At 73.5% G+C, this 14796-nt stretch carries 13 protein-coding genes; 10 read left to right on the plus strand and 3 right to left on the minus strand.

Going from position 1 to position 14796, the window contains the following annotated elements; genetic code table 11:
• The first annotated feature begins 61 nt into the window (after positions 1-61).
• The 8 genes from AMK29_RS07560 to AMK29_RS07595 are packed head-to-tail and all read left to right on the plus strand — an operon-like array spanning position 62 to position 9634.
• On the plus strand, positions 62-1216 hold the full coding sequence (locus AMK29_RS07560) for a glycosyltransferase (RefSeq protein WP_073810685.1): 1155 nt from the start codon (positions 62-64) through the stop codon (positions 1214-1216).
• Positions 1213-2670 carry an exopolysaccharide biosynthesis polyprenyl glycosylphosphotransferase gene (locus AMK29_RS07565; RefSeq protein WP_073809434.1) on the plus strand — a complete coding sequence of 486 codons (1458 nt, stop codon included), beginning with the start codon at positions 1213-1215 and terminating at the stop codon, positions 2668-2670. The genes AMK29_RS07560 and AMK29_RS07565 overlap by 4 nt, the downstream gene beginning before the upstream one ends.
• Before the next feature lie 2 nt (positions 2671-2672).
• The gene (locus AMK29_RS07570) at positions 2673-4007 is read left to right on the plus strand and encodes an O-antigen ligase family protein (protein WP_073809437.1); all 1335 of its coding nucleotides are present in this window, start codon (positions 2673-2675) and stop codon (positions 4005-4007) included.
• On the plus strand, positions 4000-5919 hold the full coding sequence (locus AMK29_RS07575) for a lipid II flippase MurJ (RefSeq protein WP_241845197.1): 1920 nt from the start codon (positions 4000-4002) through the stop codon (positions 5917-5919). Before AMK29_RS07570 ends, AMK29_RS07575 begins: the two co-directional genes overlap by 8 nt.
• Complete coding sequence (locus AMK29_RS07580) at positions 5816-6616, plus strand: polysaccharide deacetylase family protein (protein ID WP_073810687.1); 801 nt, start codon at positions 5816-5818, stop codon at positions 6614-6616. The genes AMK29_RS07575 and AMK29_RS07580 overlap by 104 nt, the downstream gene beginning before the upstream one ends.
• A complete protein-coding gene (locus AMK29_RS07585) occupies positions 6613-7758 on the plus strand; it encodes a glycosyltransferase (RefSeq protein WP_073809441.1) in 1146 nt (381 codons plus the stop codon). The genes AMK29_RS07580 and AMK29_RS07585 overlap by 4 nt, the downstream gene beginning before the upstream one ends.
• Positions 7755-8489 carry a lipopolysaccharide biosynthesis protein gene (locus AMK29_RS07590; protein ID WP_241845199.1) on the plus strand — a complete coding sequence of 245 codons (735 nt, stop codon included), beginning with the start codon at positions 7755-7757 and terminating at the stop codon, positions 8487-8489. Before AMK29_RS07585 ends, AMK29_RS07590 begins: the two co-directional genes overlap by 4 nt.
• Positions 8486-9634: a GNAT family N-acetyltransferase gene (locus tag AMK29_RS07595; protein WP_079196790.1), complete on the plus strand. Its 1149-nt coding sequence runs from the start codon at positions 8486-8488 to the stop codon at positions 9632-9634. Before AMK29_RS07590 ends, AMK29_RS07595 begins: the two co-directional genes overlap by 4 nt.
• 32 nt (positions 9635-9666) lie before the next feature.
• Here the strand turns inward: AMK29_RS07595 and AMK29_RS37880 are convergent, their stop codons facing one another.
• Positions 9667-11115 (minus strand): glycoside hydrolase family 26 protein, encoded by a 1449-nt coding sequence (locus tag AMK29_RS37880; RefSeq protein WP_443334053.1) that lies wholly within the window; start codon positions 11113-11115, stop codon positions 9667-9669.
• Positions 11116-11421: 306 nt separating this feature from the next.
• On the opposite strand from AMK29_RS37880, the gene AMK29_RS07605 reads away from it, so the two are divergent.
• Entirely contained in the window at positions 11422-12831 is a 1410-nt protein-coding gene (locus AMK29_RS07605; protein WP_073809445.1) for a carboxylate--amine ligase, read from the plus strand.
• Between the two features lie 125 nt (positions 12832-12956).
• Here AMK29_RS07605 and AMK29_RS07610 read toward each other — a convergent pair whose 3' ends face one another.
• Complete coding sequence (locus AMK29_RS07610) at positions 12957-13190, minus strand: chaplin (protein WP_073809449.1); 234 nt, start codon at positions 13188-13190, stop codon at positions 12957-12959.
• Positions 13191-13383: 193 nt separating this feature from the next.
• A complete protein-coding gene (locus tag AMK29_RS07615) occupies positions 13384-13557 on the minus strand; it encodes a hypothetical protein (protein WP_241845201.1) in 174 nt (57 codons plus the stop codon).
• A 181-nt stretch (positions 13558-13738) separates the two neighbouring features.
• Between AMK29_RS07615 and AMK29_RS07620 the strand changes: the two genes are divergently transcribed.
• Positions 13739-14785, plus strand: a complete 1047-nt coding sequence (locus tag AMK29_RS07620; RefSeq protein ID WP_073809464.1) for an LCP family protein — start codon at positions 13739-13741, stop codon at positions 14783-14785.
• Positions 14786-14796: the final 11 nt, after the last annotated feature.

The raw sequence follows: 14796 nt of genomic DNA on the forward strand, positions 1-14796 counted from the left end.
GTTTCTCTCATCAAAGCGGAGAACCTGTATGCGGAATTCAGCGGTGACGTCGGACGCTGACATGCCGCCTCCACGAGAACCGGGCTCCTCCCCTCTCTCGGTCCTGCACGCGGTCCAGCCCGGGGACGGTGGTGTCGCCCGTGTCGTCGTGGACCTGGTCCGGGACCAGCTCCGCGCCGGGATGCGGGTCGCCGTCGCCTGTCCGCCCGGCACACCGCTCGCAGCGGCCGTCCGGTCCGAGGGTGCCGACGTGTACGCGTGGCGGGCCGGGCGCGACCCCGGCCCGCGGCTGGTCCGCGAGACGCTCGACATCGCCCGGCTGATCCGTACCGTCCGCCCGGACCTGGTCCACGCCCACAGCGCCAAGGCGGGCCTCTGCGCCCGGCTGGCGCTGCGCGGCGCTCTGCCGACGGTGTACCAGCCGCACGCCTGGTCCTTCGAAGCGGTCGAGGGCACGGTCGCCGCGCTGGCCCGGCGCTGGGAACGCCGAGCGGCGCGCTGGACCCATCGCGTCGTCTGCGTGAGCGAGGCCGAGCGCCGCACGGGTGAGGAGGCCGGCGTGCGCGCCTCCTGGTCCGTCATCCACAACGGTGTGGACGTGGCCAGGTTCGCGGACTCGTCCGCCGACGCCGCCGCGCCCGGCGGGTCCGGTGACGGACCCGTCGTCGTCTGCGTGGGCCGGCTCTGCCGGCAGAAGGGGCAGGACATTCTGCTGGCCGCCTGGCCCGCCGTCCTCGCCCAGGTCCCCACGGCCCGCCTCGTCCTGGTCGGTGACGGCCCGGACGGCGAGCGGCTGCGGGCCGCGGCCCCGCGGTCGGTGCGCTTCACCGGCGCCGTCGACGACACCGCCCCGTGGTACCGGGCGGCCGACCTCGTCGTGCTGCCGTCCCGTTGGGAGGGCATGGCGCTGGCGCCCCTGGAGGCGATGGCGTGCGGCCGTCCGGTCGTGGTCAGCGACGTGGACGGTGCGCGCGAGAGCCTGCCACCGGGCCACGAACCCCTGTGCCTGGTCCCGCCCGGGGACCCGGCCGCCCTCGCCGTCGCCGTCGGCCGCCTTCTCGGTCGGCCGGAGCAACGGCGGTCGCTGGGCCGCCAGGCCCATGAACACGTACTCAGCAGATTCGATGTGCGCCGCACCGGCGCTGCCGTCGCGGACGTGTACCGCGAGCTGCCCGGCGTGCGGTGCACCGAGCACAGGGAGCCGATCTCGCCGTGACCACGGAAAGCACCAGCGTCCCTCCCGCACCGGGGGCCTGGCCCCCGGCGAGCCGGGGCCACGCTCACGGACTCGCCTCCCTCGCACCGCGGCGCGGAGCGCCCGACCGGCTCGCGCTGCCGCCGCGCCGGACCGCGCGGACGCGGTTCGCCGCCGTCCCGCTGGTGGCGGCCGACGCTCTGGCCGTGCTGCTCGCGGCCGGACCGCTCGCCGAGCCGCACCGCGAACTCCGGCTGCTCCTGCTGGTCGTCGGGGGCGTCCTCGTCCTCAACGGCCGCGCCGGGCTGTACCGGTCCGGTCCCTTCACCTCCGTCCTGGACGAGCTGCCCGCGCTGGCCGCGCGGATCGGCGTCGTCTGGTGTGCCGCGGCCGCCGCGGTGGCCGCGTACACCCCGGCTCTCGCGATCGGTCCCGCGGCGCTCTGCTCGGCGTACGCCACGCAGCTCCTCGCCGTGTGCCTGTTCCGCGGCGCAGCGCACGCCCGCGAGCGGCGTACGGCGCGGGCGCATCCCAGGTCCGCGCTGATCGTCGGAGGGCCGGCCGCCGCGCGGCGGTTCGCGGCGGCGCTCGGGCAGCATCCGGAGTACGGGATGCGGCCGGTCGGGATCGTCGGTGCCCGGCAGAACGACGACTCAGCGCAGCCGAACGGCGACATGGGGCTGCCGGTCCTGACCACCACCGAGGAGATCCACCGCGCCGTCATCCAGAACACCGTCCTCGACGCGGTGTTCATGACCGACGACCCGGATCTGGTGATGCTCTTCCAGCACTACGGGTGCACGACCTGGCGGGTGGGCGAGCGGCGGCACGGCGGGCCGATGAGCGAGCACCTGTGGGGGTACGCCTGCCGTCGGCTGGCGCCACCGGCCGAGCGGCGCGGTCTGACCGCGAAGCGCGTCCTGGACGTGGTCCTGGCGGGTCCGGCACTGCTGTTCGCGCTGCCCGTGCTGCTGCTGTGCGCGGTGGCGGTGCGGCTCACCGACGGGCCCGGCGTGCTGTTCCACCAGGAGCGGGTGGGGCAGAACGGGCGGCTGTTCACGCTGCTCAAGTTCCGTACGCTGCGCCCGGCCGACGAGACCGAGTCGGCGACGCGGTGGAACGTGGCCAACGACCGGCGGATGAGCGCGGTCGGCGGCTTCCTGCGACGGACGTCGCTGGACGAGCTGCCGCAGCTGTGGAACGTACTGCGCGGGGACATGAGCCTGGTCGGTCCGAGGCCCGAACGCCCCTATTTCGTCTCTCAGTTCAGCAAGATCCACGCCGGGTACGCCGATCGCCACCGGATGCCGGTGGGGCTGACCGGCCTGGCGCAGGTGCACGGGCTGCGCGGTGACACCTCGATCGAGGACCGCTGCCGGTTCGACAACCACTACATCGACCACTGGTCGTTCTGGCAGGACGTCCGCATCCTGATGCGGACCGCGGCCGGGCTCGTCCGGCCCGCGGGGAGCTGATGATGGCGACAGCCGTACCGGTACGCGTGCCGGTACCCGCGCCCGGGCCGGTGGCGGCGCGGCGACAGACGCGCGACGTGCTCCGCCGGGCGGGCGCGCTGTCCCCGGTCCTCGCGGTGATCGCCCTGCTGCTCGTCCCGTCCGCAGGCGGCGCGGAGGGCGGGACAGGCGGTTCGGGCACGCTCGCCGACGCGGCTTCGGGGCTGCTCGTGCTGATCTGCCTCGTCCGGGTCGTACGCGGCGGGGCACGGCCGCTGACCCGGGGCGCGGCCGTCGTGCTCGGGCTGCCGGTCCTCGGGATCTGTCTGGCGGCCATCACGTCGAACGACCCGGCCGCGAGCCTCCCGGGCGTCGCCCGTTACCTCCAGGTCTTCGTGCTCGTCCCGGCGGCCGTGCTGCTGATGATCCGTGACCGGCGGGACTTCTCGCTCGTCGCGTGGGCGCTGGTCGCTCTGGCGCTGGTCCAGGGCGGGTTCGGCGTGGTGCAGTACCTGACCGGTACGGGCGCCTCGTACATGGGGGAGGACGTCCGGGCGGTCGGGACGTTCGGACCGACCGACGTGATGGGCATGGCGACGATCGTGTCGTACGGACTCGTCGTCGTCACCGGGATCGCGCTGGGCGGCGGAGGCCGGACACGGACGGCGGCGCTCGTCTGCGCGGGGCTGCTGTGCGTGCCGCTCGTGGTGTCGTTCAGCCGGGGTGCGTGGATCGCGACGGTGCTGGCGTGCGCGTTTCAGCTGGTGCTGTCGGGACTCCGGCGGGCCGGCCGGGTGGCGCTCGTGGTCGGCGCGCTGGCCGTGGTCCTCGTCGGCGGTCTCGGCGTCGGCTCGTCGATGGTGAAGGAGCGGGTCGCCAGCATCACGCAGGTGACGGCCGCGCCGGACCAGTCGGTGACGGACCGTTACACCATGTGGGCGGCGGCGGGAGCGATGTGGCGCTCGGAGCCGGTGACGGGGGTCGGGCTGAAGGGCTTCCCGCAGTACCGCGACTCCCACGCCTCGCTGGCCCTGTCCTCGGGCAGCGACACGGCGGGCGCGGGCGCCGAGTTCCGGCGTCAGCCGCTGCTCTCCCCCCACAACATGTACCTGCTGGTACTGAGCGAGCAGGGCCTGGTGGGGCTCCTCGCCCTCGCGGGCAGCTGGGCGGCGCTGCTGGCGGGGGCGCTGTGGCGGCGCTCCCGGAGGACGGACTGCGCGCTGGTGGCGGTCGGCCTGCTGTCCTGGCAGCTCATCGACTTCTTCTACGCGGACATCGGCGGTCCCTCCACGGTCCTGATGTCGGTGGTCCTCGGTCTCGCGGCCTGGTGGTCCCTGGCGGAGGTGGAGCGTGCGTGACCCCCGGGGCGGGGAGCCGGAGGCGACGGACGCGGTGACGGCTCCGGCTCCGGTGGCGTCCCGCGTCCCGGCGCCTTCCACGGCCCCGGCGGCCTCTGCGGCTCCGGGGCCGCCGGAGGCCGGGACGGAGGGGACCACCGGGACCGGCGGGACCAGGACCGGCGGGACCACCGAGACCGGGACCACCGAGACCAGCGGGATCGGCACCGGCGAGACCCCCGGCACCGGTCGCCGAGGTCGCCACCGGCTCCGCCCGCAGCCGTCCTCAGGCCGGTTCCTCGCGCGGGCCGCCGCCGTGACAGCGGGGCTCACCGCGGCCGGTGCGGCGCTCGGGCTCGTACGGGACCAGATCCTGGCCCACTTCTTCGGCGCGGGCGCCGAGACGGACGCCTTCCTGGTGGCCTGGACGGTCCCCGAGTTCGCCTCGACGCTGCTCATCGAGGACGCGATGGCGCTGATCCTGGTGCCCGCGTTCAGCCGGGCCCTCGCCCGGCGCAGCGGCGCCCTCTCCCGTGACCCCGTCCTCTCCCTCGTACGCTCCACCCTGCCCCGGCTCGCACTCGCCGTCAGCGCCGTCGCCGGGTTGCTGGTCCTCACCGCACCGCTCCTGGTCGCCGCCCTCGCCCCCGGTCTCGCCGACCCCCGGCTGGCCGTCGACTGCACCCGGCTGACCGCGACCTGTGTCCTGACCTTCGCGCTCGCCGGCTACTGCTCCGCCGCGCTGCGCGCCCACGGCAGCTTCCTGCCACCGGCCGCCATCTACGTGGCGTACAACATCGGCATCATCGGCACGGTCGTGGTGCTCCGCGAGCCCTTCGGCGTCCGGTCGGCGGCGACCGGGGTCGCCGTCGGCGGTCTGCTGATGGTGCTGGTCCAAGCCCCCTACCTGGTGAAGGAGTTGCGCCGCGCACCAGGGGCGGCGCCGACCGCGCCGACCGCGCTCTCCGGCGACGGGCGGCTGCTCGTCCTCGGGCTCATCGCGCCCGTCATCGCCTTCGCGCTCTCCCGCCAGTCCCAGATCCTCGTCGAACGCTTCCTCGCCTCACCCCTTCCGGCGGGCGCCATCTCGCATCTGAACTACGCGCAGAAGATCGCGCAGATGCCGATGATCCTCTCCCTCATGCTGTGCACGGTCAGCTTCCCCGTCGTCGCCCGTGCCATGGCGTCGGGCGACACCGAAGGCGCCCGCCGACGGGTCGAGCGCGACCTGCTGCTGGCCGCGGTCGTCGTGCTCGTCGGCGCCTCGATCGTGATCGCCGCCGCTCCCCAGATCGTCGAGGTCCTCTTCCAGCGCGGGGCGTTCGACCGGGCCGACACCGACGCCACCGCCGCCGTCATGCGCGTCTACGCTCTCGGGCTGCTCGGCCAGACGCTGGTCGGCACCCTCGTCCGCTGCTACTTCTCGGCCGCGCGACCGCTCTGGTATCCGGCCGCCGCCATGGCCACGGGGCTCGCCGTGACCGCCCTCGCCGGAATCCCCGGCGCCCGGCTCTGGGGCGCGGTCGGCATCGCCGCGGCCAACGCGCTGGGCATCACGCTCACCGCCGTGATGCTGCTGCTCGGCGCCCGTCGCCAGTCCATCCCGGTCCGCATCCGCTACCTCGGCGAGGGTCTCCTGCGGCTGGCCACGGCCGCCGCCTGGGCCACCGGCGCCGGCTGGTTCTGCGCCTCCCTCGTGAGCCCGGCGCTCCTCTCGCTCGCCGTCGCGACCGCGGTCACCACGTCCGTGTTCCTGCTCTTCACCGCCTGCGCGCCCCGCGCGCCCGACATCCCTCCCCTCACCCCCGTCGCATCACGAAGGCTCGCCCATGCCCGTTGCCTTGGCGCCCCGCACCCCCGCGATTCGTCGTCTGCTGCCGAAGCCGCCCCCCTGGGTGGTGATGTACCACTCGATCGCCGACACACCGATTGATCCGTACCGGGTGACCGTCTCCCCCGTGCGTTTCGCCAGGCAGCTGCACTGGCTCAGCGACCGCGGGCTGCGCGGCGTCTCGGTGCGGGAACTGCTCGCCGCCACGGCCGCGGGGCGCGCGAAGGGGCTGGTCGGGCTCACCTTCGACGACGGGTACGCGGACTTCGTCGAATCGGCGGTGCCGCTGCTGCGCCACCACGGGTTCACGGCGACGGTCTACGTCCTGCCGGGCCGCTTCGGCGGCGCGAACACCTGGGACGGGGACGGGCCGCGCAAGGCGCTGCTGACGGAGGACGGCATCCTGCGCGCCGCCGAGGCCGGCATGGAGATCGGCTCCCACGGCCTGCGGCACGTCTCGCTGCCCGCCGCCGACGACGCGGCCCTCGCCGACGAGACCCGCCGCAGCCGTGCCCTGTTGGAGGACCTCACCGGGACGACCGTGGACGGGTTCTGCTACCCGTACGGCCATGTCGACGCCCGCGCGATCCGCGCCGTACGGACCGCCGGATACCGCCACGCCTGCGCCATCGACCCCGGCCCGCTGACCAGCGCGCACGCGCTGCCCCGCATCCACATCGACGAACGCGACGCCGCCTGGCGCCTCACCGCCAAGCGGGTCCTGCACCCGCTGCGCCGCCGTCGCCCCGCCGATCTGGTGGCCGCCCCGCACCGGCTGGTCGGAGCGGACGCCCGATGAAGGTCCTGCACGTCATCACCGGCCTCGGCATCGGCGGCGCGGAGCAGCAGCTGAGGCTGCTGCTGCGGCATCTGCCGGTACGCGCCGAGGTCGTGACGCTCACCAACGCGGGCGCGGTCGCCCGCGGGATCGAGGCCGACGGCACCCCCGTCACCCACCTCGGCATGGCCGGCAACCGCGACCTCGGCGCACTGCCCCGCCTCACCGGGCTGATCCGCCGGGGAGGGTACGACCTCGTCCACACCCATCTGTACCGGGCGAACCTGTACGGCAGGCTCGCCGCCCGCCTCGCCGGAGTCCGTACGGTCCTGGCGACCGAGCACTCCCTCGGCGACACGCAGATCGAGGGCCGGCGGCTGTCCGCCGGTACGCGTGCCCTCTACCTCGCCGGCGAGCGCCTGGGCACCGCCACCGTCGCCGTCTCCCCCAGCGTCGCGCGCCGCCTGGAGCAGTGGGGGGTCGCCCCGTCCCGCATCCACGTCGTGCCCAACGGCATCGAGACGGCCCGCTTCGGCTACACCGAGGACCGCCGGCGGTTCGCGCGGAAACTGCTCGGTCTTCCCGAGGACGCGTTCGTCGTCGGCGGGGTGGGGCGGCTCGCGCCCGCGAAACGATTCGACCGTCTCGTACGGGCGGTGGCGTCGGTGCCGCGCGCGCGGCTCCTCCTCGTCGGCGAGGGCGAGGAGCGCGAGCGGCTGACGGCGCTGGCCCGTGAGTGCGGGGCCGCCGACCGGGTGCTGCTCGCGGGAGCCTGTGAGGACCCGGCGCCGGAGGGTGCCGAGGGACCCGATCTGCCGTCGCTGCTCGCCGCGATGGACGTCTTCGTCTCCACCTCCCCCGACGAGGCGTTCGGCCTGGCGGTGATCGAGGCGCTGGCCGCCGGACTGCCGGTGCTGTACGCGGCGTGTCCGGCGATCGACGACCTGCCGCCCGACGCGGCCCCGGGCGCCCGCCGGATCGGCGGGTCGGCCGCCGAGGTCGCCTCGGCGCTGCAGGGCGTCCAGGACGCCCGGCTCAGCCGGCTCCCGGTGCCCACCGCGGCGTCCCGGTACGACATCGCCCGCAGTGCACGGCAGTTGATGTCCCTCTACGAACAGGCCGTTGACGGCACCCCTCTCCCCCCGAAGCGAGACACCCGATGAACCCTTCACGCTCCCCACGCCCGGCGAGCTCTCCCGGCTCCGCGAGCTCGGTGGGCTCCGCGCACTCCCGCCCGCCGCTGTCGCACCGCTCCCCCCTGACGAAGGCTCTGCGGACCCCGCGGCGCTGGTGGGCGCTGCCCGCCTGCGTCGTTGCGGGCGTCGCCGTCGGCGGCGGTTACGGGGCGCTGAAGGCTCCGGAGTACGCGGCGACGAGCTACGTCATCGTGGTCCCGGCCGGGAAGTCGGACCCGGCGGCGGCCCTCGGCTTCGCCCAGGCGTACGGGCGGGTCGCCACCGACATCGCGGTGACCGGCGACGCCCAGGTGTGGGCCGGGGTCTCCGCGCCGACCCTGCGCTCCAGCGTGCAGGCGGCCACCAGCCCGGACGCGCCGATGATCTCCATCACGGCGCGGGCGGCCGAGCCGGCCCGGGCGGTGTCCATGGCCGACGGCGTGGCCCGCGCGCTGATCCTCAACAGCTCGCACGTCTCGGGGAGCACGGGCGTGAAGGTGGTGCAGTTCTCGCGGGCGACCAAGCCCTCCGCGCCGGTCTCGCCGTCCGCGCCGCTCTCGGCGCTCGTCGGCGGCTGCGCGGGCGGTCTGCTCGGCGGTCTGGCGCTCCTGGTCCGCCCCGGACGCGCCACGCGCGCCGAGGCGCGGCACTCCGGGCACCCCGCCGCGGTCCCCGGGCCGGCGGGCGCTCAGCACCAGCCGGAACCGGAGACGGTGTGAGCACGGCGGGCACGGGCGGGCTGCGGACCGAGATCTGCCGGGACGGCACGGAGTTCGGCGCACTCGCGGAGCGGTGGAGATCGCTGTACGCGCGCTGCTCGACGGCGACCCCGTTCCAGTCCCATGCGTGGCTGCACTCCTGGTGGGTGTCGTACGGCAGGCCCGGCGCGCTGCGCGTGGTGCTCGTACGACGGGAGGACGGCGAACTGGTCGCGGCGGCCCCCCTGATGCGCGCCCGCGGCCCGCTCCCGGTCCTCACCCAGCTCGGCGGCGCGATCACCGACTTCACCGACGTCCTCCTCGACGACTCCTGCCCTGACGCGGCCCCCGCGCTGGCCGGGGCGCTGGCCCGGGCGGCGCGCGGCGCGGTGATCGATCTGCGCGAGGTGCGGCCGGGGGCGGCGGCCGAGCAGGTCTTCGGCCGCTGGCGCGGTCCGCGCAGGCGGCTCGCCGACTCCCTGTGTCTGGAACTGCCGGCGGTGCCGATGGACGACCTGCTCCAGCGGATCCCGTCGGCCAAGGCCCAGCGGGTCCGAGCCAAGCTGCGCAAGCTCGACACCCTCGGTATCGACGAACGGGTCGTGACGGGGGAGGAGGTGCCGGCGGCGCTGGAACGGCTGCTGCGGCTCCACCAGCTCCAGTGGGAGGGCAGGGGGGTGACCGCCGAGCACACCAGCGACCGGTTCGCGCAGCACCTCGCGCGGGCGGTCCGGCCGATGGTCGAGCGCGGAGACGCGCGGGTGACCGAGTTCCGGCTCGCCGGGGACGTGGTCGCGGCCGACCTCACCCTGATGTCACCGCGGCTCGCGGGCGGTTACCTGTACGGCGCGGACCCGGTACTGCGGGCCCGGAAGGTCGATGTGGCGACGATGCTGCTGCGCCACGGGGCGCGGGAGACCAGCGCGAGCGGTCGCGCGACGCTGAGCATGCTGCGGGGCACGGAACCGTACAAGCGGCACTGGCGGCCGGAGACCGTGCCGAACCAGCGGCTGATGCTCTCCGGCCGAGTCACGGCTCCGTTGTTGTGGCTGCGGGCGGGCGCGGCGGACGGGCGGCGCCGGCTGGCGCGGCTGGCGCGCGAGCGGGTGTGGGTGGGGCGGGCGGTCGGACGTCTGCGCGGGCGGCCGAGCGGCGGCGGAGGATGAACTCCTCCGCCGCCGCGGGGGCCCTCGGGTGATCAGAAGGGCCAGGTCTCGCTGTCCATGAGCTCCTCCCAGGGCTCGGTGACGTCGATGTCGTTGATGTCGACGGCGTCGACGATGTCGTCGATCGCGTCCTTCGAGTCGCCCTTGTCGATGCAGAGCGGCCCGCCGAGCCAGCTCTCCACCCAGGAACCGAGGTTGATCGTCAGGCAGTCCTTCTCGGGCTTGGGCTCGGGCTTGGGCTCGGGCTTGGGAACCTCGGGCTTGGGCTCGGGCTTGGGCTCGGGCTTGGGCTCGGGCTTCGGTTCCGGCTTGGGCTCCGGCTTGGGCTCCGGCTTCGGTTCCGGCTTGGGCTCGGGCTTCGGCTCAGGCTGCGGCGGGACTTCGGGCTTCGGCTCAGGCTGCGGCGGAACCTCCGGCTTCGGCTCAGGCTGCGGCGGGACCTCCGGCTTCGGCGGAACCTCCGGCTTCGGCTCAGGCTTCGGCGGGACCTCGGGCTTGGGCTCCGGCTGCGGCGGAACCTCCGGCTTCGGCGGAACCTCCGGCTTCGGCTCCGGCTGCGGCGGAACCTCGGGCTTCGGCGGGACCTCCGGTACCTCGGGAACCTCCGGCACCTCCGGCACCTCGGGTTCGGCGCCGTACATCATCTGCCGGAACACCTGCGACGACTTCGGATTGTCGTCGCACTGCCAGACGCCGTGCGGGCAGTAGTCGGTGATCGTGTGGTACAGCGGCTTGTGCTGCTTCAACCACTCGATCATGCGCCGCATGTACTCGGCATTGTCCCCGTTCCGGAACAACCCCCATTCCGGGTACGAGATCTGCTTTCCGTGCTCGGCCGCGAATTCCACCTGCTTGCGCAACCCGTACGGCTCATCGACGTGGGTGTCGAAACTCGCCCCCCGCGGCTGGTCGTACGAGTCCATTCCGATGATGTCGACGACGTCGTCACCCGGATAGCATTCCGTCCACGGAACGGCGTCCCTGCCCCGGCTCGGGTTGAAGTCGAAGCGGAACTCCTGACCGGGGACGGAACGCATCGCGGTGACGATCCGGTTCCAGTACTTCTTCCACGCCGTCGGGTCCGGTGCGCACCGGTGGGTGTACGTGGTGCCGTTCATCTCCCACCCGAGGACGATGACGGTGTCCGTCGCCCCCAGGTCGACCAGACGTTCTGCCAGCGCCTTGAAGTGGTGGTCGTAGTAGCCCGCGGCGCCGAGCCCGAGCTGCCTGCGGACCTCCTGGTCGGAGACCCCGGCCTCGTTGCGCTCCAGCATCGGCACGTTCAGGACGAACAGCCGGTCCTCCCGCTCGTTGCGCCAGTCCGCCCAGGCGTCCAGGAACCCCGGGGGCCCTTCGATGTTCGACCAGAGGTCGCCGGGGAGGTACGTGTGCCCGACTCGCAGCTCCCGGCCGCCGAGCCATCGCTCCAACTGCCCGATGCGGCTGACCCCGGTAGGGCCCGATTCCAGGAACGCGCCCATCGCGGTGGACAGAGTCGGTTCGGGGGCTCCGGTCGTTAGGGGTTCGGCGGCGTGCGCCGGAGAGGACAACACGACCGAACCCGAGGCGAGAAGGCCCGCGGTGAACACCCCCAACCAAGTTCTCGACACTTTCCGTCTTCCGTTGGCCATGGCCACTCCTTCTCGCCCCGCACTGCCTGATGAGCCGTCATTCCGATGTTCAGAAAGTATTCTCAATGGGCCGACCGTGAATGCGACAACGATCTGATTCGTAGTCCATTGGTGGCTTTCATCGCCCACTTGGGGCACTCGAGATGAGGACATGCCGTGCCGAGTTTTGACACCAGCGTCCCCGCGCTCCTCGTACGACTCGACCGGAATCCCTTTCATCACGGCACGCTCGGCGCCGCCCGGTCCCTCGGACGGGCCGGCATTCCGGTCCACGCGGTGATCGAATCGCTCAGCAGCCCCGTCGCCCGCTCGCGTTACGTCCGCGAGGTCCACCTGAGCCCGGACGCCCCCTCCCCCGCCGAGCTCGCCCGCCTGCTGCTGACGCTGTCCGACGGCCTCCCGGATTCCGGGCCCGCGCTCCTGGTCCCGATGGACGACATCACCGCCCTCGCGCTGGCCGAGCACCGCACCGAGCTCACGGGCCGGTACCTGCTCCCCGACCAGACGCCCCAGCGACTCTTACGGGTGGCCGACAAGGCGGCCCTCGCCGAGACCTGCCGGGCCCTGGGCCTCCCCCACCCCCGCACCGAGATCCCCGCCGGCGCCGACGAGGCGGCCGCCATGGCGTGGTCGCTGGGGCTGCCGGTCGTCGCCAAGTGGAGCCGCCCCTGGCTGCTCCCGGCGGGGAGCGGGTTGCGCAGCACGTCGATCGTGCGTTCGCTCACCGAGGTGCGCGCGCTGTACGCCCGTACCCCACAGGCCGGCAGTCGACTGCTGCTCCAGCGGCTGCTGCCGGCGGGGCGGAACCTGGACTGGTTCTTCCACGGGTACGCGGACTCCACCGGCCGCTGCTCAGCCGCCGCCACCGGGCGCAAGGAACACGCCTGGCCGCACGGGGCCGGGCTCACGGCCGTCGGCCGATGGACGCCGAACCCCGCCGTCGAGCGCATCGCCCGCGACCTGCTCACCGCACTCGGCCACCGGGGCGTGGTCGATCTCGACTTCCGGCTCGACCGGTCGACGGACAGCTACCACCTGATCGACTTCAACCCGCGCCCCGGCGCCCAGTTCCGGCTCTTCGCGGACCGCGACGGACTCGACGTCGTCCGCGCGATGCATCTGGACCTGACCGGGCGGCGGGTCCCGGCGCACTCCCCCGCGTACGGCCGCCGGTTCGTGGTGGAGAACTACGCGGCGCTGGCCCTGCTCGCCTCCCCGCGCCGCCGCCCCGACGCCGAACGCGGCATCGAGGGCGGTGCGCGGTACGGCGCCGAAGGCGATACGGAGACGCAGGCGCCACCGGCCGCGGAGTCCGGCGCCCCGACGCGGCGTGTGGAGACGGCCTGGTTCGCCGCCGACGACCCCGCGCCCGGCCTCGCCATGACCTGGGCCTGGCTCCGCCACGCCCTGGGCAAGGGGCTCCCGGCACTCCGTCGCCCCCGCCGGTCCGAAGACCTTCGGTCCGCGACCGGTCCGGCCCTACCGCCGCCCCCGCCCCAGTCCCCGCCGGCGGCCCGTATCCCCTCCCAGGAGGCGTGCCGCCCGACGAAGCCGACGCCCCGCTGACCCGGGAGCGCTCGGGCCCGGCCCGGACCCGTGCGGGGGCATGACGAAAGGCCGGGCCCGGCCGGCGCGATGAGCGCCTTGCGGGTCCGGCCCCTCGGGTCACGCCCCGGTGCGGGGCGCGGGCGTCAGTCGTTGATGCAGACGTTGCCGGCGGTCGGGTTCAGCAGACCGATGATGTTGAGGGAGTTGCCGCAGACGTTGATCGGCACGTGGATCGGCACCTGGACGACGTTCCCGGAAAGGACGCCCGGCGAGCCGACGGCCACGCCGTAGGCGTCCGCGTCCGCGAAGGCGGGCGACGCCGCACCCATGGCCATGATGATTCCGGCGACGACGGCCGCAGCCCTCTTGCACTTCATTTCGTCTGGATCCTTTCTGCGGCGGAAGACTATCCACGGATTTCGTGGTCACGCGGGGCACATCTCCATGACCCGGCTTCCGCTGCACACATCGCTGAGCACTCTGCCCCGGAAGTCGACCGAGCGGATCGTAGGACCGACGGCATTCACCCCATCGCATTCACGCAATTACGCCGGACGCCGCGAGACCGGCTCAGCGGGGCCAGATCGGCATCCTGATCAGCCGCTCCCACTCGTGATCCGGGACCCCCGGCACCGTGCGGCCCGCCAGGACCCACCGCTGCACCAGCGAGGAGTACAGGGGGAACGGCTCTCGGTCGACGCGTGGCGGGTCCACCACATCACGGCTCTTCGGAATGAAAGCCATCCGCTCCCATTTGCCGGGATCGGGCGCCATCTTCCCCTCCCATTTGGTGTGGTTCCCGCATCATTCCACAGACCCCGCAGGAGAGTGATCCGATCAGCCGATGTCGCGTCGCGAACCTGTGTGCGACGGAAATCGATTTACAGTGCGGGTCCACATTCCCGAGCCTTCGGTGGTGACGCCCGTGTCCGTCAGGAAATTCACACGCCCGCGGCGACTCGTGCTTGCCGTCGCGGCACTCGTCGCCCTCGGGTCCGGGGCGCTCGCCGCCGCCCCCGCCGCCCTTCCGTCCCCCGTCCTGCCGTCTCCGAGCCGGGGGCTCAACATCCTCGTCGTCGGTCTCGACACCCGGAAGGGCGTGACCGCGTGGGAGAAGGAGACGTACCGGCTCGGCGGCAAGGAGTGCGGCTGCACCGACGTGATGATGCTGGTGCACGTCTCCGCCGACAACAGGCGGGTCAGCGTGCTGGGGCTGCCGCGCGACTCCCTCACCGAGTTCCCCGCCGGCCACCGGGACCGCCGGTCGGGCGCGACGCACGACACCCACGCGGCGAAGCTCAACGGCGCCTGGGCCGAGGGCGGGCCGTCGTACGCGATGGAGATGGTCGAAAGGACGACACGGCTTCCCGTGCACCGCTATCTGGAGATCGACTTCCGCCGGTTCATGGACGCCGTGGACCAGTTCGACGGCGGGGTTCCGATCTGCGTCGCGAAGCCGCTGAAGGACGTGGTCACCGGTATCGACCTCGCTCCGGGCACCAGGGACGTCGGTGGCGGAGAGGCCCTCCAGTACGTGCGCTCGCGGCGCGCCGACGGGCAGATGGACTTCGGGCGGATCCGTAAGCAGCAGCAGTTCGTCGTCAACACCCTGCGGAAGGTGCGCTCGGACCTGCTGGGGGACCCGGTGCAGCTGATGACGTTCGCCTCGGTCCTGAGCGGGCCGACGGCGGCGGAGCGACGGGGGCTCTCCACCCTGGACCTGATGTTCCTCGCCATGCGTCTGCGGAACATCACCCCGGACCGTATGGAGTTCGCGACCGTGCCCGTACTCCGCTTCGCGACCGTCCAGGGCGCCGGGTCCTCGGTCGCCTGGAACGCGGCGCACGCCGAGGAGGTGTTCGCGCGGCTGCGCGCGGACGAGCCGCTGCCCCCGGCCCGCCCCACCCCGTCCAGCGAGATCCCCCAGGCCGAGTACCGGCCGGCCGGCGGCGCGTCGCTCGTCTGCGCGTAGCCGGCCGGGCC

Source organism: Streptomyces sp. CB02261 (genome assembly GCF_001905665.1).
Classification (GTDB): domain Bacteria; phylum Actinomycetota; class Actinomycetes; order Streptomycetales; family Streptomycetaceae; genus Streptomyces.